Here is a 20,003-nt window from a genome sequence, read left to right on the forward strand (position 1 = left end):
GCTATTTGGCGACGCAGGTGTCGGCTGTCTCCGGAGTGCAGACATCGAGGCCCGTGTAGGTCGGGTCGGCCGGCGGAGCCTTGCCCTCCTTCATGTCCTTCAGCGCCATCATCGTCTTGTAGCCCATCTCGAACGGCCGCTGACCGACCTGGCCAAGGGAGAAACCTTCCTTCATCTGGTCGATCTGTACCGGAAGCGTGTCGGCAACGACAAGGGCCAGGGCTTTCGAGGCGATCTTGTCCTTGTACGGTGCGACCGCGGCGCGGTTGGCGTCGGGAATGAACTGCGGGAAGCCACCGGTTGGGACGAATGCGTCGAGGTTCGGGTTTTTCGCCATGATATCCTCGAACTGTTGCACCGAAAGCGGGAAATCATCGTTGGTGTAGAGCGGACAGCCTTCGATTTCGGTCCAGCCGTTCTGGCCCGTCAGCCGATCCCCGGGCGAGGCCGCCGATTTGGTGCCCGAAAGCGTATCGCGAATGCCCTGCATGCGCTCGTTGTGGTTGGCCGCCGCGGCGCCGCCGGACTGGATGCAGATCGTGCCGCCTTTGGGCTTGATCTGCATGACAAGCTTGGCGAGGTTCTCGCCGATCTCATAATTGTGCGTGCCGATATAGGCAACGCGCAGATCCTTGTTTTCGGGCAGGAGATCGGAGTCCCAGGTGAGGACCGGGATGCCGGCTTCCTTGGCGGCCTGCAGCGCAACCGCCATCGCGGCGGCGTTCGATGGCGACACGGCGATGCCGTCCACCTTCTTGGCCACGAGATCCTGCACGATCTGCACCTGCTCGTCGCCACCACCATGCTCGCCGGGGCCGATATACATGCACTCCACGGCGCCATTGGATTCGGCCTCGGCTTTCTTGCAGCCGTCGCGTGCCTGGTCGAAGAAAGGATTGTTCATGTTCTTCGGCACCAGGGCGAAGGTGTATTTCGCCTGGGCGCCGGAAACGGCAAGCACCATTGCGCCAAGCGCGACGGCGGCCGTCAGCAGATGTTTTTTCATGTGACGTTCTCCTCCTTGGTGTGATGTCCCGCAAGCCTCCCGCCGGCGGGTTTCTAGCGGCGTTTTTTGGGCATCAAGACTGCCAGCGACGCGGCGAGAATCGATTTGCCGCCCGTTTGCATGCCCAAGAGAACCGCAAGAACGATGAAGGCGCCGACGAAGGCACCCTGCCAGTTTGAATCGATGCCGGCCATCAGCAGCGCATTCCTGATCACCTCGAGGAAGGCCGAACCGATGATCGCACCGAAGGCCGTGCCGGCGCCGCCCATGAGGCTGGCGCCGCCAATGACTGTCGCGGCGATAACGCGCAGTTCGTAGCCCTGGCCCATGGCATTTATAGCCGAACCGTTATAGCCGAGGAGCAGGAGCGAGGCGAGCGCGGCGGTGAAAGCCGAGAAGACATAGGCCTCGAATTTAATCCAGTTGACCGGAACGCCGGTGAGCCGTGCCGCCTCCTCATTGCCGCCGATGGCGAAGAGATGCCGGGCCCAGGCTGTGAAGTTGAATACGAAGCCGACAATCAGGGCCAGGATCACCATGGTCCAGAACTGTGACGACAGTTCTGGTATCCAATGCGGTGCCCAGTCGTTCGGACCATGCCGCGGCCATTTCCACTGACCGATTGCCTTCACGATCGGAGCATCGGGCCCGAACTGGTAGAGCATCTGGTTGGCCGAGAATACGACCGCCAGCGAGCGCGCGACGGACAGCATGCCGAGGGTGACCACAAAGGACGGCATCCCGACATAGGCGACAAAGAATCCGTTGACCGCGCCACAGGCCAGACCGGAGAAAAGGCCCATGGCGAAGGCGACGTACCAGGGATAATGCCAGGTGAGGAACAGGCCGGCGACGATGACCACGAGACCCATGACGGAGCCGACCGACAGATCGATACCGCCGGTGATGATGACGATCGTCATGCCAAGTGCCATGATGCCGAAAGGTGCGAAGTTGCGCGTCACATTGGCGACGTTTTCAGAGGTGCCGAAGCTCGGCTCCATCGCAGTCATCAACATGACGAGCGCGATGAGCGCGATCATCACCCAGAAGGGCTGACTTGAAATCACACGTTGGAGAACTGTTTTTTCCTTGGTCGGGACGAAATCCGACATGGCCGGCCTGCCATGTTCTTCGACTGAGCCCTGAACGCCAACTGACTCCTGAACACTATTCGCCACGGATGGCCCCCGTTATCAGTCCGGTGATTTCCTCGGGCGATGTTTTGTCGGCTGGCTTGTCGGCAACTTTCGAGCCCCGCCTGAGGACGATAATGCGATCTGCCACGGCGAACACGTCAGGCATTCGGTGACTGATCAGCATGACGCCGACTCCTTGTGCTTTGAGGCGTCGGATCAGTTCGAGTACTTCCGCCACCTGGCGCACCGAGATGGCGGCCGTTGGTTCGTCCATCAGCACCAGCTTGGCATTTGAAAGCCGGGTCCGCGCGATGGCGACCGCCTGGCGCTGCCCACCCGACATCTTCCTGACGAGGTCGCGCGGCCGGGTTTCCGATTTGAGTTCCTTGAACAGCGCTGCCGAGCGATCGATCATCGCCTGCTTGTCAAGAATCCTGATCGGCCAGAAGCCCTTCTTGATCTCGCGCCCCAGAAAGACGTTCTGCGCGGCCGTCAGATTATCGGCGAGCGCCAGGTCCTGATAAACAACTTCGATCCCCTTGGCGCGGGCCTGCACGGGCTGGTGGAAGTGGCACACCTCGCCCTCGACTACAATTTCGCCGTCGCTCGGAGGAAAATTCCCGGCCACAGTCTTGACTATCGTCGACTTGCCGGCGCCGTTGTCCCCCATCAGACCAACGACTTCGCCTCGCTCCACCTGGAAGCTAACGTCGGTCAGGGCCTGGATAGCCCCGAAATTCTTGGAGACGTGGCGAACCTCAAGCACCGGCATCGCGGTCCTCCCGGGACAACATTTTATCGGTCTTGTCCCTGGTCTATGCACAGCAGCTAATCAGCGAAACGTATTCAACACAATCATTTATTAGGTCAGGCATCTATTAGGTCAGGCCTCCCGGCAGTGACACGCGTCGTCTTAGGCCGTGACCTTGTAGCTGCTGCAGAACACCGAGGGCTCGGCCGGTCCTTAAGACAATCACCAGGCGATCCTCAGGCTTGCGCCGCTTCATATCCGTTTCGGGTGAAATGAGTAGGCGTTTTGCGAGCGGTGCCAACGCCTCGGGTATGGAGCGCGGCAGAACACGGTTTGCGTCATTCAAACACACGAGGACAGTGGCCAAGCCTGTCCCTAGCGTGCGTCGGCCAGAGCGCACGTCAGGAGATGAACCCGCATTCGGGGGAGGCGAGGGTCAAGTATTGAAAATCCGCTCCTTGCCGGCGCTGCACGAGAGGGATATTCGGTCATGAATTTCAAAGGTTTGATCAAGCGTGCCGAGACAGTGGAGAGAGCGTTCAAGGAGCTCGAAACCGATTTGGCGGATGCGTTTAGCGAATGTCTCAATGTGGACGATCAGTCGCCGTTGAACGACGTCACTGTGCCGGATGAGACGGTATCGGATGAGAATCTCGCGACAACGGATGACAGCTCGCAGCTCGAAGCCAATGCGGACGCCTTCGAGACCGCACGACGGCTGTCCCCCCATACGCAAACCCGGCTGGCTGCCTTAAATGCGGTCGATGGGCTCTTTCACGACGCGCAGGAGTATCTGGGGGAGATCAATGCGAAACTGTCGGAGATCGCGACCTCGCATCATCTGACGGGCGAATTCCTGAAACTGCTTCACGGCGACATTCTTCGCGCCAACGAATTGGAGCTGGCAAATACCGGCCTGACCGCGCAGCAAAGGGTGCTGTCCGAACAGCTCCACGATGCAACCAGAAAGCAGCGCGAGCGCGACAGCGCTATCGAGGCCCTGCAGCAGCACGAGGCGAGCCTGGTCGAGGACAAGGAAGCACTCCGCGGCGCGCTGGCTGCGGCAAGGCTGGAACTCGTCGTCGCAGGCAATGCGAGCGCAAAACGCGAGGCCGAGTTCGGCGAGCTTGTCAAAACACTCTCGGCCAGAGCCGTCGAGGCCAACAGACGCTCGCGCGAGAACGAGATGCTGCGGGAGAAACATGTCAGCCTGTCGATCGACCTCGACAAGGCGCTGAAACGGGAGGCCGAGGCCCGGCACAGGCTGGACGAACTCTCGACTGTCCATGCCAATGATGCCGCGCAGCTTTCGGAACTGCTGGCCGCGCTTGGCAAGAGCGAGAAAGAGGAGATGCGGCTGCAGAAATCGCTCGATATGGCGCAGGCAAAGCTATCGGAAATAACGGAAGCGGCCCGCATCAGGGACGGTGACAGGGAAGCCGAACTTGCACGCAGTGTCGCGGAGATGACCGGCTTGCGTTCTGAAATCGAGGATCTTCGATCGCGACTGGAGGCCGCCTCCAACCACAACAGCGAAGCCGCCAGCGAGATCGCCAGGCTCAAAGCCCAAGCGAGCGACGCGGTGGCGGAAAAGCAAATTGTCGAGCAAAAATTGTCCGCCCTCACGAAGGAGAGCGAAAACGACAAGATGAACCTTTCCGCAATCAGCGCGAATTTTTCGCAGCTTTCCCTGCAGCAGGCATCCGAACAGATACAGTTCGACGTCCAGCGGCAGGAATGCGAGGATCTGCGAGCCGAAGTCGCGTCGCTTCAAGCCCGGGTCAAGGAACTATTGCCCTATGAGCGGCTCCACAAGGTCACCAACGCCAGACCGCGTGAAGACGGCGTGGTCGAGATCACCGCCGCGGTGGCGGAGAAGGCCCGCGCCAGCAGGCGGCGCCTCCGCCTGCGCGCTGCATCCTAGCTCAGGCGCGGCTGTCTGAAGTTCGACTGGTGCGAAGCGAACATCCGCCGATGGAAGCGATCGTTGGGGCTGGCCTCCCCCGCGTCAGGCTGCAATAGTGGACGCCGGTGAGGCGGAGGGGGCTGAGCATGCGGCTGTTCACAAACTGGAATCACCTCCGGTGGAGGATGTTGGCCTTCATCGCCCTCATTATGCTTTCGCCGAAAGCGGCGTCGGCCGACACCATTACGCCCGACCGGATCGCCGCGGCCATTGCGAAGCTCGAATTACTGGCCGAAGGCGTCGTCGCGGATGGTAGCGTGCCTGGTCTGGCCATCGGCGTCGTGCATGGCGACGAGGTGATCTTCCTCAAGGGGTTCGGGCATCGCGAAGCCGGAAAACCGGAGACCGTCGATGCTGACACGGTTTTCCAGATTGCCTCGCTCTCCAAGCCGGTCTCCGCCACCGTCGTGGCGGCGCTGGTCAGCGACGGGATCGCTTCGTGGGATTCCAAGATCGCCGACCTCGATCCGGCTTTCCGGCTCGCTCAGCCCTATCCGACCAGCGAACTCACGGTCCGCGACCTGTTTGCGCACCGCAGCGGGCTTCCCGGCACCGCCGGCGACGACCTCGAGGATATCGGCTATGACCGCGCGGAGATCCTGCGCCGGCTGCGGTTCGTGTCGCCGTCATCGAGCTTTCGTGCGGGCTATTCCTACAGCAATTTCGGACTGACCGAGGGTGCCGTCGCGGCCGCGAAGCCGACGGGTAAATCATGGGAAGAGGTCGCCGAAGAGAAGCTCTACCGTCCGCTTGGAATGGCCTCGACTAGCTCCCGTCATTCGGACTTCATCAAGCACGCCAACCGCGCCGAGCTCCACGCCAAAATTGATGGCGCCTGGACCGCGAAAGTCCAGCGCTATCCGGATGCGCAGGCGCCAGCAGGCGGCGTCAGTTCCACCGCACGCGACCTCTCGCAATGGATGCGCCTTGTCCTCGGCAACGGGTCTATGCCGGCAAGAGACTCATTGCCGCCGATGCGCTGGACCAGACACATATTCCCTTGACGGCTCGCGGCAAGAGTCCCGTCTCAGGAGGCGAGGCCTTCTACGGCCTCGGCTGGAATATCGAATTCGGCCGGCACGGGCTGATCTGGGGTCATGCGGGCGCCTTCAGCACCGGCGCACGCAGCCTGGTGATGCTCTTCCCCGAGGAGAAGCTTGGCATCGTCGTCGTCGCCAACGCCTTTCCGACAGGCGTGCCGGAGGGGCTGTCCGACAACTTCGCCGATCTCGTCTTCGACGGAACGCTGGGGAAGGATAAGGTAAAGGCATGGAATAATATCTATGCGAGCATGTTCGGCCCGGTGATTGCGGCGGCCAAGGCCACCTATGCCGCGCCGCCCTCTCCAGCAAGTCCGGCCGAGCCGGCCAGTGCCTATGCAGGCCGTTACTTCAACGACTTCTTCGGCGATGCTATTGTATCGGGCGAAGGAGACACTCTTGTCCTCAAGGTCGGGCCTGCCGGCGCGCGGTCCTATTCGCTGAAGCATTTCGACCGCGACCTCTTCGTGACCTTCCCCGATGCCGAGATGCCGGACAGGCCCTCGGCCGTCAGCTTTGCCGTCGGCCCCGACGGCAAGGCGTCGGCCATCATCGTCGAATTTCTCGACGACAATCATCTCGGCACGCTGCAACGCGTGGGAGATTAGAGCACTTCCAGGAAAGTCCGGAGCGGCTTTCCGTCCATAATTGCGTAAAAACAGATATTTGGAGCGGGTTAGCGACTATCAAAAGCTGAACCGCTTTAGGTCAAAATTCAATCAGCTGGCTGCCGCCAACAGCCGAGATGGTCAAAAAGCAGTCAAGCTTATTATGGTAGGAATCGCCGATAGCGGATTCGACAAATCATGCAAAGACCGACTAACGAGACCAGTCGGCTTTCGTCCCAAATTGGAGACCAGCAGGTGGCCTGGGTGCAGAATTGGGTCTGGCTAGTTAATTGGAACCCGCTGATCGATGAACTCGGTCACATGGCTGGCGAGGCCCTTGATGTCGGATTGCGTAGGATTCTCGAAGACGAGCTCAAAGAAACCGATACAGATGCATCTCCACAGCGATGGGCATCGTGCCATTTCGATGGTCCCCGACCGATTGCCGCTTTGTTCGGAATTGATCAAGGAACAGACATTTTTACTCGTTCGGATCGAGGTGCCAGACAACCTTTCTGTACGCGCCGAGACAACACTTGATCTGATGAAGTCATACGCGTTTGTGGCGCTTGACTGATCGTCCGCAATGGGGTCGAACCTGGTCGTTGAGTGTTTGGCTCGTTCTCAACTCAAAGGCGCCGGGCCGAACTGGAGCAATTTGAAGCAATCGCCGCTTCCTGACTTCAACTGCGTCAGGAAGGGTTTCGACCGGTCGAGCCATTCCTGGTGCGATCTGGCATCGGCTTCGATTTCATTGGCCGGTGCAAGCTTGACGAAGCCGCGCCCCGTGCTGAAAAGCCAGCACGCGCGGGCGAGAAACCGCCTGCTGCGCTGGCGCAGGAGGTCGGCATCATAAAAGACGTCGAGCACCTCCTGCTTGATCTTCCGTTCCTTTTCGGGATTGGCGATCGCAACCTCGATCGGCTCGCCGCCGATTGCATCCTGCAGGTCCTTGTAATCCAGAGCGATCTGGGTAGTGGCATATTTGATGTCGCTCTCGTCCCGGACGATGTTGAACCAAAGCATTGGGTTGAGCTCGTTGACGACGAACGATGCTTCGAAATCGCGTGACAGATTGAGAATATCGAACCCCTGAACATCGACGTCGCGCTCGACCAGAAGGATCTGCGAAACCTGCTTGGCAAGCCCCGTTCCGTGGGCGCTGACAGCGGCGTTGTCACCGCCGTGTTCCGGACTGACATAGGCACCGCCATCATCCAGCAGCGCGTCGAATTCGCCGAGGGCCTCCACGACAGCGCTGCCGCGGGCAACACGCGCCGCCAGTTTGGCGAGAACCTGCTGGAGCTCCGCTTCGCGTTTGCGCTGGTCCTGATAATTCTGCTGGAAAAAGAAGATGAACAGGGACACGCCAATCCCGATCAGGATCACGCCCAGCTGCGAAAAGATATTGCGATAATATTCCAGCAGCTTTTCACGATGGCGTACGTCGTCACGCACGCTGTGCGCCACGCGAAGATTGACGATCAGCGAAACGACCAGGAGCCCGGCGCCGACCAGGATCAGGCCGCCGATCAGCAGGTAGCCATGGCGTGAGTTGAAGTCCATTGCTTTGCCGCGCTCCCGAAACCCCAGACAGCGCAGACTAATACCATTCCGCCTCAACACCTACGATCATCCCCACCATTCGGCCACTGTTCTTACAGCCAGGACTACGCTCGCCATCCGCCTCGTTTCGTGGCGGTCTTCTCGCAGCCGGATTCAGGCCGCGTGCTTGGAACCAATGACCGGCGAGACTGTTCAGCTATGACTTTGATACGACGCCGACGTGCCCGGCCGGCTGGGCATGCGGCGATCTTGAGGAGTTCTCATCATGAAGATTTCGTCCAGATTTCGTTCAGTCGCAGTTGCCGTCATCGCTGCGGCGGCAGTTAGCTTTGCCAGCGTCGCGCATGCCGACAGCGGTACGATCCGCTTCGCCGTCTACAAGGCGGCCTTCTTCATCGGCGGCTCCGGAGGCGAGGGCACACTGACCTTCCATGGTCGCCGATATCCGATCTCGGTCGGCGGCATCTCGGGCGGCCTCGCCTTCGGCGCCTCCAAGACCTATTTCAAAGGTACCGTGCGCCACATACGCCGCGCCCGGGATGTGACGGGGGTGTACGGTGCAGCGGGCGGTGGCGGCGCGCTCGGCAAAGGAGCCCAGGTGATCGTCATGACCAATGACAAGGGTGCCCAACTCGAACTCACGGGCAGGCAGGTAGGCCTGCAAGTCAATGCCGATCTCAGCGGTATGAGCATCTCGCTGAAATAGGGACAGTCACTGCATTCGTTATTCCTTGGATGGGCCGGATTTGGCCGCTCCAAACCGCAGCCCATCCATCAGCAGCGACACCAATCGGCGCGAGCGGTCGCGCCAGTCCTTGGTGTCAGGGGCCGAATAGATGCCGCCCAGCGCATGCAGCACGTCGGAGGCATCGACATCGCCGCGGATCGAGCCGTCGGCGACCGCGGCATCGATCAGCCGCCGCAAGGCGAGCGTCACCTTGCCGGAAACGTCGGAGAACAGGGTTGAGTTGGTCGTGAGCAGGATGCGCAGGCTTGTCGACAGCCCGCGCTTGGTGGCGATGTAATCGACGAAGCGCTGCATCCATTGTTCGAGCGCCATGTCGGGCGCATGATCGTGGGCGAGTTCGTCGGCCGCCTGGCACAGTCCTTCCACTTCGCGCCGATAAACCACCTCGACCAGGTGCTCGCGGGTTGGGAAATGCCGGTAAAGCGTGCCGATGCCGACGCCCGCCTGGCGCGCAATCTCCTCCAGCGAGGCATCGCCGCCTTGCGCGGCAAAGGCTTTTGCCGCGACCTCGACCAGCGCATCGCGGTTGCGCTGCGCGTCGGCGCGCAGCGGCTTTGCAACGGCGGCTTCGGTTTTGTCTCCAGAAATGACGGGCGGCTCCGCGGCCAATTTTTTCTCCAGTGCTGATCCGAAGCATACCCGGATAGGCAGGCCCCGTTTCAAGAACGCAGACGCTTCCACCTTCGTTACGTCTCCGGCAAATATAATCGCAAGTAAACATAATCACAGGATCGAATCTGGGCCGGCGTTCCGGCAGGCGAGGCATCTTGCCCGCCCCCGGTGCACGGCCCGTGGATGACGTCCGGTGGATGACGACGGAGGATATTTCCTCGCGGCCGGCACTCCTCATCTGTTCGGCCGATGCCGTGGGGCAAAAATGAGCCCACGTTGAGCACGATCCCCTCAGGATCATTGGACTGTCCTGCCCCTACAGACAGTTCAGAGAGCACCACCGGCTTGGGCCGGTGGTGCTTTTTTGTCTCCAGGCATGACGGCTGGCTGCCCTGCCAATTTTCTCCAATTTCGATCAATTTCGATCCGGGGCTTGAACAGGGCAGGGCAGGCCCTTAGGTAATAAACGGAGGCGCCTCCGATTGTGGAGCGCCTTTCTCATGTAATCACGGGATCGGGTATGTCACGTCTTTCGACCTCGCAAGCCGCAGCCCTCCCTGAGGTCGCACCAAGTCAGGCAGACCCCCCTCTGCCCTGCCGGGCATTTCCCCCAAGGGGTAGATAGCCTTCACCTAGCCATAAGCTGACCTTGCCACTCGCCGGCCGGGCACCAGATCATCCCCTCCCGCGTCAAGCAACTGGAGCCAGACGCCCCATGACAAGCAAAACCCGAACTCCAATCCAACTTCGAATCAACGGACATCGACATGAGCTGGAGGTCGAACCGCGCGTTACCCTGCTCGACGCCTTGCGCGACCATCTCGGCCTGACCGGCACCAAGAAGGGCTGCGACCAGGGCCAGTGCGGCGCCTGCACCGTTCATATCGACGGCCAGCGCGTGCTGGCCTGCCTGACGCTTGCCACTCAGGCTGAAAGCAGGGACATCACCACCATCGAAGGGCTTGCCGGGGAGGATGGCACGCTGCATGCGGTGCAGGCCGCCTTCCTCGAACAGGATGCCTTCCAGTGCGGCTATTGCACGCCGGGCCAGATCATGTCGGCGGTCGCCTGCATTCGCGAAGGCCATGCCGGCTCGGATGAGGAGATCCGCGAATACATGGCCGGCAATCTCTGCCGCTGCGGCGCCTATCCGCATATCATCGCCGCCGTGCGCCAGGCGGCCGTGGAGGCCGCGTCATGAGGGACTTTTCGTATCTCCGCGCCGGCTCCGTCGATGCAGCCCGTGAGGCAGCAGCACTTCCCGGTGCCATGCTTTTGGCCGGCGGCACGACGCTTGTCGATCTCGCGAAATGCGGCGTTGCCGAACCCGAGACCGTGGTCGACATCACCCATCTCAAGGGACTGGACACGATTGCCGTTGATGAGCGGGGCGCCACGATCGGCGCGCTGGCCAGGATGAGCCGCGTCGCCGACCATGCCGATATCAAGAGTCGGTTCCCCGCAGTCTCGGAAGCATTGTGGCAGGCGGCGTCGGCTCAGCTGCGCAACATGGCGACGATCGGCGGCAATCTGATGCAGCGTACACGCTGCCCCTATTTCCGCGATCCGGCAAATTTCCCCGCTTGCAACAAGCGCTCGCCCGGCAGCGGCTGCTCGGCGACCGGCGGGGTCACCCGCGGCCATGCCGTGCTCGGCACCAGCGAGGCCTGCGTCGCCACCTATCCCGGCGACCTGGCGGTTGCACTCGTCGCCTTCGACGCGATCGTCCATCTCGGCGACCGTCAGATCGCCGTCGATGATTTTTTCCTGTTGCCGGGCAGCACGCCCGAAAGGGAACATGCGATCGAGCCCGGCGAGATGATCACCGCGATCGGCATTCCCGCTTCGGCGGCCGCCCGCCGCTCGACCTATCTCAAGGTCCGCGACCGCCAGTCCTATGAATTCGCCGCGGCAAGTGCCGCGGTCGGCATCGAATTCGAGGCCGACGGAAGGATGATCCGCGATCTGCGCGTCGCGCTTGGCGGTGTCGCCACCAAGCCATGGCGCGCCCTTGCCGTCGAAGAGGCGCTGAAAGGCAAAGTGCTCGAGCCGGAGGTCGTCAGGCAAGCCAGCCTGCTCGCCGTCGAGGGCACCGTCGACCATGGCGCCAACCACTACAAGATCGAACTGGCGCCGCGCGTCGTCGCCCGCGCCATCCTCAAAATGGGAGAAACGGCATGACCGTTCACGAGTTGAGAACAAGACCCGGCGATGCCAAACGCGGCGACGCTTCGGACGGTGCCGTCCTCGCCGACCAGGTCGGCGGCCGGCTGTCGCGCGTCGACGGCCCGGCCAAGATCACCGGTGCCGCCAAATACGCCGTCGAGCAGCAGCTCGAGGGGCTTACCCATGCGGTGCTGGTCGAGAGCACCATTGCCGCCGGCCGGGTGCGTTCGATCGACACGGCCGCGGCCAAGGCGTCGCCCGGCGTGCTGCTGGTGCTGACGCCCGACAATATCCTGCCGCTGAGAACCGCAACGGACTGGCTGGGCACGCCGCCGCCGGACGTCGCCTATTGCCCGCTGGCGCGCGACGTCACCTTCAGCGGCCAGCATGTCGCGGCGGTGGTGGCCGAGAGTTTCGAGCAGGCGGTCGCCGCCGCGGCGCTGGTCAAGATCGCCTATGACGAGGCGCCGGCGATCGTCGACCTCAGCGATCCAAAGGCCGGCGACGGCATCCCCGTCGATGCGATGACCAAGGAATGGGGCGAAGCGGAGACAGCGTTCGCCTCGGCTCCGGTCAGGATCTGCAACGCCTACAACACGCCGCGCGAATACCAGGCGCCGATGGAGCCGCATGGCCTGATCGCAAAGTGGCAGGGCGACCAGTTGACGGTCTGGGAGCCGAGCCAATGGCTCGACGGCATGGCGCGGACCTATGCCGAATGGTTCGGCGTGCCGTTCGAGAATGTACGACTGGTCTCGCCCTATATTGGCGGCGGCTTCGGCTCCAAGGCGTTTGCCTATGGCTACGGCGCTGTAGCGGCAGTCGCCGCGAAAATGCTGGGACGGCCGGTGAAGCTGGCGGTCACCAGGCCGCAGACCTTCACCGCCTATGGCGGACGGGCGGCGACGCGCCAGACCGTGGCGCTCGGCGCCAACGCGGAGGGCCAGATCCAGTCGATCGTGCATCGCGGCGTCAACGAGACCTCGGTCGACGGCATGTGGGTCGAGCCGCTCGGCTCGGTCACCTCGGTCATGTACGCGACGCCGAATTTCTCGTCGCGGCAGAACGTCGTGCGGGTCAACACGGTGGTGCCGGGGGCATTGCGCGCGCCGGGCGAGAACCCGAGCGCCTTCGGCATCGAAAGCGCCATCGACGAGCTCGCCTATGAGGTCGGTATCGATCCGCTGGAAATCCGGCTCAGGAACTATGCCGAGCAGGACCCGCATGCGAAGAAGCCGTGGTCGACACGGCAGCTGCGTGAGGCCTTTGCGGCCGGCGCCGAAGCCTTTGGCTGGTCGAAGCGGAACCTCCGGCCGCGTTCGATGCGCGACGGCAACCAGCTGATCGGCTGGGGTGTCGCGGCAGGTACCTATCCGGTGCGGCGCGCCTATGGCGAGGCGGTCGTGCGTATTCTCGCCGACGGCTCGGTCGAGGTCGAAAGCTCATCGATCGACATGGGGCAGGGCACCTACACGATCCTGGCGCAGACCGCCGCCGAGGTGGTGGGCGTGCCGGCGGAAAACGTCGTCGTCAAACTTGGCGATTCCCGCTATGCCCGTGCCGGCGTCACCGGCGGTTCGCGGCTGGCCGGGGTGATGACCGGCGCCGTCCACAAGGCGGCGAGTGCCGCGCTCGACCAGCTGATCGGGCTCGCCATCAGCGATCCGGCTTCGCCGTTCCATGCGCTGCAGGCCAACACGCTCGTCGTCGCCAATGGCCGCATCGCCTCGCCGCGCGGCAACGGCCCTGAGGTTTCGATCGCCGAACTGCTCAGCAGCGTCGGGCGCGAGCATATCGAGGCGAAGGGCGACACCATGCCGGCCAATTCGACGGTCGAGGACCGCTACAAGAACTACACCACCATAGCCATGGCGCTGCCACACACCGAGGGCGACTATTCCCGCCACAGCTGGTGCGCGCATTTCATCGAAGTCCGCGTCGACGAGGACTTTGGCACGGTTCGCGTTTCCCGCGTGGTGTCGGCGCTGGATTCGGGCCGGCTCTACAATCCCAAGCTCGCCGAAAGCCAATGGAAGGGCGGCATCATCATGGGCATCGGCCAGGCGCTGCTCGAGGAGGGCATCGTCGACCGCCGGCATGGGCGCATCGTCAACGACAATTTCGCCGACTATCTCATCGCCACCAATGCCGACATTCCCGACATCGAGGTGATCTCGGTCGGTATTCCCGATCCGCATTCCTCGGCGCTTGGCGGTAAGGGGGTCGGCGAGCTGGGCATTGTCGGCGTGGCGCCGGCGATCGCCAACGCGGTATTCCACGCCACCGGGAAAAGGGTGCGGGACCTGCCGATCACGCTGGAGAAGCTGATTTAGGCGGAGGTTGGGACTGTCGGCGCATTGGCGATTGTCAAAAGCCGAGGTGACGACCGATCTCCCCACGAGAGGGGAGATCGGCAGCTTCAACGCTTTGCCTTTTTCAGGCTCACCACGACAGACTGAATGCAAGCTTGCCGAAATGCCGGCCGCCGGCCGCCATATGGGCGTAGGCCTCGGTCGCCTGATGCTGGCTGTAGACCGTGTCGATGACCGGATCGATACGGGCGGCGCCGATGGCCCGCGCCGCGTCGCGCAGGTCGGATACCGAACCGGTGTTGTTGCCCACCACCTTGAGTGCCTTGATGATGATCGGCAGCAGGTTCGTGGTGGCCTCGGCGCCGGTGACGAAGCCGATGGCGAACACCGTGCCGCCGGGCGCCGCGGCATTGATGGAGCGGGCGAAGGTCGCCGCGCCGCCGGTTTCGACGATCAGATCGGCGCCGAGCCCGTCGGTCAACTCGAGCACCTTGGCGTCCCAGTCCGGCGTCTCACGATAATTAATGAGATGATCCGCACCCAAGGCCTTGGCGCGGGCCAGCTTTTCGTCAGACGACGAGGTGATGATGACCGTGGCGCCGGCTGCCTTGGCCAGCTGCAGGGTCAGGATCGAGACACCGCCGGTACCGAGCAGGACGACGACCGACCCCGGCCCGGCATCGGCGGCGCGAAGCGCATTCCACGCGGTGGTGCCGGCGATCGGCAGCGTCGCTGCCGCTTCGAAGGACAGATGCGCCGGCATCGGCACGACGGCATCGGCCGGCAGCGCGACGTATTCGGCGAGCGAGCCGGGCAGTGTCAGCCCGCGCATCTCTCTGGTCTCGTAAGGCCGCGGACGGCCGCCGATCCAGCGCGGTTTTGCATGGGCGATGACGCGGTCGTTGATGGCGAGCCTCGACACGCCCTCGCCGATGCCGACGATCTCGCCGGCGCCGTCGACGACGGGAATGAGCGGAAAGCTCGGACCTGGATAGTTGCCGCTCGCTATCGCGACATCGACAAAATTGAGGCTTGCGGCGCGCAGGCGGATCAGCACTTCGCCGCGCTGCGGTTCAGGCGTGGGAACGGTGGCCGCGCGAAACGCGTCCAGTCTCGGGGCAGTCAGTTCGATCGCTTTCATGTCTCACTCCGGTTGATGGCCGATTGACGGGCCGGGATTGAGTGAAACTAGCTGCTGCGCTATTGGTATATAATCCTTGTGTTTTACATTTGAGCTCTGCGCCTGATGCAGCAATCGCACGAACCGGCAGCATTGGTCGAAATGGCCGCCTTCGCGGCCATCGCCGAAGCACGCTCCTTCACCAAGGCGGCTGCTCGCATCGGCCGCGACGCGACGATCCTGTCGCGGCGCCTTGCCTCGCTGGAAGAGCGGTTGGGCGTGCGCCTGCTGCACCGGACGACACGAAGCGTGTCGCTGACCGAGGCGGGTTCGGAATTTCTCGTTCGCGTCCGCGCCATCCTGGCTGCGGTCGACGAGGCCGAGGCTGCCGCGTCGGCGCATGCCGGCGGCGGGCCGCGCGGCGTGCTGCGGCTGGCGCTGCCCGGCTCGTTCGGGCGCATGTGGATCGGCCCGCTGCTGCCGCAGTTTCTCGCCGAATTTCCCGATGTCCGTATCGAGGCCGAGTTCTCCAACCGCTTCGTAGATCTCGTCGCCGAGAATTTCGATGTCGCCGTGCGTCTCGGCGCGCTGGAGGATTCGCGGCTGGTGGCGCGCAAGGTCGCTACACGGCGGCGGCTGCTGTGCGCCGCGCCGTCCTACCTCGCCCGCCGGGGCACGCCGACTGAACCTGAAGCACTGCTGGAACACAGTTGCCTGGGCTTCTCAGGCTTCCAGACCTTTCCGGCCTGGGAGATGACCGACAGTTCGGGCCGTCGCGTCAGTATCGAGGTCTCCGGGCCGCTGGTCACCGATGATGCCGAGGTACTGGTCGAAGCCGCCGTGCAAGGCGTCGGACTGATGATGAGCACGGATTGGCTGGTCGGACGCGAGCTCGCCGACGGCCGTCTGGTGCCAGTGCTGGAGGACTGGACGCTTGCCGACGAGGGCGCTGTCTATGTCGTCATGCCTTCGGCCAAGGGGCAAGCCGCCAAGACACGTGCCTTCGCCGACTGGATCGGCAAACGCTTTGCGCCGGTCCCGCCGTGGCGGAGGTGAGGGTGCTGATCTCCCCCTCGAGGGGGGAGATTATGCGCTCAGCCGCCTCCGCCTCCACCACCCTGCTTGATGAAATGACCGAGCAGATCCATCGGCACCGGAAACACGACCGTCGACGAGCGCTCACCGGCGATGTCATGGAGAGCCTCGAAATAGCGTAGCTGCATAGCCTGCGGTGCTTCGGCAAGCATCTTGCCGGCCTCGACGAGCTTTGCCGCCGCCTGCTGTTCGCCGTCGGCATTGATCACTTTCGCACGCCGCAGCCGTTCCGCCTCGGCCTGCTTGGCGATGGCGCGGACCATGTTCTCGTTGAGGTCGACATGCTTGATCTCGACATCGGAGACCTTGATGCCCCAGGCATCGGTGCGCTGGTCGAGAATCTCCTGGATATCGCTGTTGAGCTTGTCACGTTCGGCCAGCATTTCATCGAGCTCATGCTTGCCGAGCACCGAGCGCAACGTGGTCTGTGCCAGCTGGTTGGTGGCGGTCATGAAGTCTTCAACCTGGATCACCGCCCGCTCGGCGTCGACGATACGAAAATACAGCACCGCGTTGACCTTCACCGAGACGTTGTCGCGCGAGATCACGTCCTGCGGCGGGACGTCCTGGACCACCACTCGCAAGTCGACCTTCACCATCTGCTGCACGAAGGGGATGAGGATGATAAGGCCGGGGCCCTTGACCCCGGTGAAGCGGCCGAGCGTGAAGACCACGCCGCGCTCATATTCCCGCAGGATGCGAATGGCCGCGGATAGGAACATGACCACGACGAGCGCTGCTGCCAGATAGGCCACATAACCGATGATCATTGCCTTGCTCCATCGCTTCTCACATTGCGGCGCCGTATCGTCAGCACAAGATCCCTGACATCGGCCACCTCGACGCTGTCGCCCACTGCAAGCGGTTCGTCGGCTTTTGCCCGCCAGCGCTCGCCCCGGGCGAGCACGTGGCCCTCACTGCCCTGCCAGTCGAGAACCTTCGCCGGCAGCCCATGCATGGCCTGTGCGCCAACACGCGGAACGTTCTTGCGGGCCGCCCACAGATAGCTGCCGGTCAACAGCGCCAGGCCGAGCGTCAGGACGGCGGCGGTGCCGATAACGGCCCACGACATCTCGAAGCCGGGCCCCTCGATCCTGAGCAGCATGGCTGCGCCCAGCAGAAACGCAGCCACGCCTCCCAGCCCAAGGACCACAGTCGGGTTCAAGGCTTCGACGACCAGGAAGATGATGCCAAGCAGCATCAAGGCAAGGCCGGCATAGCTGATCGGCAGGAGATTGAGCGCATAGAGTCCGAGCAGAAGGCAAATCGTGCCGATCACGCCGGGCGCGACCGCGCCCGGGCTCGTGAATTCGAAGACGAGGCCATAGACGCCGACCAGCATCAGGATGACGGCAATATTCGGGTCCGTGATGACGGCGAGAAGCCGGATGAGCCAGCCTGGCTCGAGCGTTTCGACCGGCAGCCCCTTCGTCGCCAATGCCTCTTTTTTGCCGGCGATCTCGACGGTCCGGCCGTCGGCCAGTTGAAGCAGTTCGGTGGTGTCGCGGGCGACGAAGTCGATGACATGCTGCTGCAGCGCCGCGCCGGCCGACAGGCTGGCCGCCTCGCGCACGGCCTTTTCTCCCCATTCGGCATTGCGCCCGCGCAATTCAGCCAGGCTGCGGATCAGGGCAACGGCATCGTTCGTCGCCTTGGCGATCATCGCATCGCCCGCGGGTGCGTTCTTCTTGTCCTTGTCCGCCTCCGGGCCATCGTTCTTGCCGCCGGGAAACGATGGCAGCGGCCCGCCCATCTCGATCGGCGTTGCCGCGCCCAGATTGGTGCCGGGCGCCATCGCCGCCAGATGGGTGGCGTAGAGGATGTAGGTTCCGGCGCTCGCCGCGTGCCCGCCGGCGGGCGCGACATAGCCGATGACGGGAACCGGCGAGGCGAGAATGCCGGCGATCATCTCGCGCATGCTGGTGACCAGCCCGCCGGGCGTGTCCATCTGCAGGATGAGAGCCTGGGCATTTCGGTCCGCGGCCACCGCCAGCGCTTCCTCGAGCTGCCTGGCACTCGCCGGACCGATGGCGCCGTCTATCTCGACGCGCAGCACAATTTTCTGCCGGCCGTCCGCCTCTCCGGTTGCGGAAGAGGGACAAACGGCCGCAACAGCCACGAAAGCCGCGGCAAGCAGGACCGCACGCGCGAGTTTCACGCTCAAAGCTCCACATCTAGGAATATGGGCTGGATTTTGCCGAAATCCATGACGCGGCGCGCGGCGGGTGACGCATCGCACCGTCCTGCTGGGCGTCGGCCTGCTCAGCGGCGGCTATGGCACCGAGGAGCTCCGCCAATCGGGCGCGTTTCGCGTCTATGAAGATCCAGACGACACGCTGCGCGCCATGTCGACGAAGTCGGCGGCCGCACATGAAGGCGACGGCGGGCTGTCGCCGTCATTCGATCACACCTATGTCTCTTGCGCATTGGAGCCATCTAGCGGGCTTCTATTGCGCGACGTCCTCCTGGGTTGTCTGTTCCTGGATTCGGGCGGGTGCCCCGAGACACTGATCGTAGCCGATGGTGCAATTATTCAGACATTCGTTGCGTCCCTTGATGGATCTGACGCTATTGTAGTCGATCGGCACAGCCTGGCATTTCTTCTGGCACGCCTGGTCCTTCTCGGCGCAATTCGTGCCGTGGCCCTTGGGGTACTTCTTCGTCGTCGCTTCAGCGTTCAATGGCATCACGGCCAGCAGCGCCAGCAGCGTCGGTATCAGTCGGAGCATACGCATGGATCCTCCCTTGCGCGTTAGACGCTCTACACTTGGAGGCAATGTTAGCGCGCCACTTCGGCTGGCCGCATCACCCGAGCGGGGGATGGACGGCAGCTGGGCCGCCGCTAGCCCAGGCAATTTCCCCGTGATCGGTTCTGCTCGTCATCGCGCCGGCCGGCAGCCGATCACAAAACGCGACGACGTTCAGGCAGTCATATCGCGCGCTGGGCACGATCAGACCGTCATAATCGAGGAAATGCGCGGCCTCGCCGATGTCTTGCGACCTCGGATATTCGGCGTGCTTTTCCTGATACGAAAGCTGCCCGTAGCGCGCGGTGTCGAGGCCAAGGGTCTGCAAGGCTGCCAGGTCGAGCAGTCTGAGCGTCCGGTCCAAAGCAAGATCGATCTCGAAGAGATTGTATCTGACGCGCGAAGGGATCACTGGCTGCCCCCGCGTCAAGTGGAATCTCATCTCGCTCAAGGCACCTTCGCGCTCTTGCGAGGTGTAGAGCACGTCGAACGTCCCATCGTCCCAACGGCCGCCGGAGTTCGAGCACTGGATCGGGCTGCGGCCCTGGCGCACCACACGCCAAACCGTTCCGGAGTATTCGACCGGAACTATTGCCTCGATAGCGTCGATGAGCCGGCTATCGCGTCGTTTCCGCCCGGCGATCGCCAACTAGAGAAAGACCTCGTTCTCAAGCCGGTCGATGACTTTGAGCACGTCGAGAGCACGGTCGTCGTGAATGAGATCGATTGCTCTTTCGCCGTTCAATTGCGGGTGGCGAGCGTAAAGCCAGGTGCGGATATCGCTTGGCTCGTAGAATTCCTGCAGTCGGCCGACGATATAGTGCAGGTCTGATAGAATGAGCTCGCTGCGCGGCTGGGGCTTGATGTCGCCGGCCTTCCACCTCGAAACCGTGGCCTTGGACACGTCGGTGATATTTGCAATATCGGTTCCCTTGAGACCGCCAAACGTGCCCAATTCGTCCAGGAATCTGGGGACCGCCCGCAACGCCGTGCTCATGCTTTTCTCTCCGGCTGCCGAGCCACTTCGCGTCGGACCAGCCCTTCAATTGCGCTGTCGCATTTCGGTTTCATAAAAGGAAAATATGAAACAGGAATGTTAATGTCAATCACCCGTTCGGTGCGAAGGC

The 20,003-nt window shown here is 62.7% G+C and carries 17 protein-coding genes and 2 pseudogenes; 8 read left to right on the forward strand and 11 right to left on the reverse strand.

Annotated features, from left to right (window positions below):
• Position 1 precedes the first annotated feature (1 nt).
• The 3 genes from NKH49_RS07685 to NKH49_RS07695 are packed head-to-tail and all read right to left on the reverse strand — an operon-like array spanning position 2 to position 2,917.
• Positions 2–1,006 (reverse strand): sugar-binding protein, encoded by a 1,005-nt coding sequence (locus NKH49_RS07685; protein WP_352489989.1) that lies wholly within the window; start codon positions 1,004–1,006, stop codon positions 2–4.
• A gap of 53 nt (positions 1,007–1,059) precedes the next feature.
• The gene (locus NKH49_RS07690; protein ID WP_352489990.1) at positions 1,060–2,121 is read right to left on the reverse strand and encodes an ABC transporter permease; all 1,062 of its coding nucleotides are present in this window, start codon (positions 2,119–2,121) and stop codon (positions 1,060–1,062) included.
• A gap of 55 nt (positions 2,122–2,176) precedes the next feature.
• Positions 2,177–2,917 carry an ATP-binding cassette domain-containing protein gene (locus NKH49_RS07695; RefSeq protein ID WP_254819718.1) on the reverse strand — a complete coding sequence of 247 codons (741 nt, stop codon included), beginning with the start codon at positions 2,915–2,917 and terminating at the stop codon, positions 2,177–2,179.
• 469 nt (positions 2,918–3,386) lie between these two features.
• Between NKH49_RS07695 and NKH49_RS07700 the strand changes: the two genes are divergently transcribed.
• Together NKH49_RS07700 and NKH49_RS07705 are read left to right on the forward strand one after the other, a co-directional pair.
• Positions 3,387–4,820: a coiled-coil domain-containing protein gene (locus NKH49_RS07700; protein ID WP_352925804.1), complete on the forward strand. Its 1,434-nt coding sequence runs from the start codon at positions 3,387–3,389 to the stop codon at positions 4,818–4,820.
• A 128-nt stretch (positions 4,821–4,948) separates the two neighbouring features.
• A pseudogene (locus tag NKH49_RS07705) lies at positions 4,949–6,510 on the forward strand (serine hydrolase).
• Positions 6,511–7,134: 624 nt separating this feature from the next.
• Here NKH49_RS07705 and NKH49_RS07710 read toward each other — a convergent pair.
• Complete coding sequence (locus tag NKH49_RS07710) at positions 7,135–8,076, reverse strand: hypothetical protein (RefSeq protein WP_352925806.1); 942 nt, start codon at positions 8,074–8,076, stop codon at positions 7,135–7,137.
• A 265-nt stretch (positions 8,077–8,341) separates the two neighbouring features.
• Here NKH49_RS07710 and NKH49_RS07715 point away from each other — a divergent pair, with 265 nt between their 5' ends.
• Positions 8,342–8,782 carry a lipid-binding SYLF domain-containing protein gene (locus NKH49_RS07715; protein WP_352451439.1) on the forward strand — a complete coding sequence of 147 codons (441 nt, stop codon included), beginning with the start codon at positions 8,342–8,344 and terminating at the stop codon, positions 8,780–8,782.
• Positions 8,783–8,800: 18 nt separating this feature from the next.
• On the opposite strand, the gene NKH49_RS07720 is transcribed toward NKH49_RS07715, so the two are convergent.
• Positions 8,801–9,433, reverse strand: coding sequence for a TetR/AcrR family transcriptional regulator (locus NKH49_RS07720; protein ID WP_352925808.1), 633 nt, complete (start codon positions 9,431–9,433; stop codon positions 8,801–8,803).
• A 718-nt stretch (positions 9,434–10,151) separates the two neighbouring features.
• Between NKH49_RS07720 and NKH49_RS07725 the strand changes: the two genes are divergently transcribed.
• From NKH49_RS07725 to NKH49_RS07735, 3 genes are read left to right on the forward strand one after another with little or no spacing between them, the layout of a single operon-like run.
• Positions 10,152–10,637, forward strand: coding sequence for a (2Fe-2S)-binding protein (locus tag NKH49_RS07725; protein ID WP_352579463.1), 486 nt, complete (start codon positions 10,152–10,154; stop codon positions 10,635–10,637).
• Positions 10,634–11,617, forward strand: coding sequence for an FAD binding domain-containing protein (locus NKH49_RS07730; protein ID WP_352925810.1), 984 nt, complete (start codon positions 10,634–10,636; stop codon positions 11,615–11,617). The genes NKH49_RS07725 and NKH49_RS07730 overlap by 4 nt, the downstream gene beginning before the upstream one ends.
• On the forward strand, positions 11,614–13,935 hold the full coding sequence (locus NKH49_RS07735; RefSeq protein ID WP_352925812.1) for a xanthine dehydrogenase family protein molybdopterin-binding subunit: 2,322 nt from the start codon (positions 11,614–11,616) through the stop codon (positions 13,933–13,935). The genes NKH49_RS07730 and NKH49_RS07735 overlap by 4 nt, the downstream gene beginning before the upstream one ends.
• A gap of 109 nt (positions 13,936–14,044) precedes the next feature.
• On the opposite strand, the gene NKH49_RS07740 is transcribed toward NKH49_RS07735, so the two are convergent.
• Positions 14,045–15,055, reverse strand: a complete 1,011-nt coding sequence (locus NKH49_RS07740) for a zinc-dependent alcohol dehydrogenase family protein (RefSeq protein WP_352564187.1) — start codon at positions 15,053–15,055, stop codon at positions 14,045–14,047.
• Between the two features lie 105 nt (positions 15,056–15,160).
• On the opposite strand from NKH49_RS07740, the gene NKH49_RS07745 reads away from it, so the two are divergent.
• Positions 15,161–16,090, forward strand: a complete 930-nt coding sequence (locus NKH49_RS07745; protein WP_352501246.1) for a LysR family transcriptional regulator — start codon at positions 15,161–15,163, stop codon at positions 16,088–16,090.
• A gap of 38 nt (positions 16,091–16,128) precedes the next feature.
• Here the strand turns inward: NKH49_RS07745 and NKH49_RS07750 are convergent, their stop codons facing one another.
• Positions 16,129–16,899, reverse strand: coding sequence for a slipin family protein (locus tag NKH49_RS07750; RefSeq protein ID WP_023680344.1), 771 nt, complete (start codon positions 16,897–16,899; stop codon positions 16,129–16,131).
• Positions 16,896–18,287 carry an NfeD family protein gene (locus tag NKH49_RS07755; protein WP_352564189.1) on the reverse strand — a complete coding sequence of 464 codons (1,392 nt, stop codon included), beginning with the start codon at positions 18,285–18,287 and terminating at the stop codon, positions 16,896–16,898. Before NKH49_RS07755 ends, NKH49_RS07750 begins: the two co-directional genes overlap by 4 nt.
• Before the next feature lie 88 nt (positions 18,288–18,375).
• Here NKH49_RS07755 and NKH49_RS07760 point away from each other — a divergent pair.
• Positions 18,376–18,503: pseudogene (locus NKH49_RS07760) on the forward strand (HAD family hydrolase); the annotation flags it as partial.
• Between the two features lie 73 nt (positions 18,504–18,576).
• Here NKH49_RS07760 and NKH49_RS07765 read toward each other — a convergent pair.
• The 3 genes from NKH49_RS07765 to NKH49_RS07775 form a co-directional block, all read right to left on the reverse strand.
• Positions 18,577–18,864: a hypothetical protein gene (locus NKH49_RS07765; protein ID WP_352564190.1), complete on the reverse strand. Its 288-nt coding sequence runs from the start codon at positions 18,862–18,864 to the stop codon at positions 18,577–18,579.
• A 70-nt stretch (positions 18,865–18,934) separates the two neighbouring features.
• Positions 18,935–19,525 (reverse strand): RES family NAD+ phosphorylase, encoded by a 591-nt coding sequence (locus tag NKH49_RS07770; protein WP_352925815.1) that lies wholly within the window; start codon positions 19,523–19,525, stop codon positions 18,935–18,937.
• On the reverse strand, positions 19,526–19,873 hold the full coding sequence (locus NKH49_RS07775; protein WP_023680350.1) for an antitoxin Xre/MbcA/ParS toxin-binding domain-containing protein: 348 nt from the start codon (positions 19,871–19,873) through the stop codon (positions 19,526–19,528).
• Positions 19,874–20,003 lie beyond the last annotated feature (130 nt).

This window comes from Mesorhizobium sp. M1088 (assembly GCF_040318575.1).
Classification (GTDB): Bacteria; Pseudomonadota; Alphaproteobacteria; order Rhizobiales; family Rhizobiaceae; genus Mesorhizobium.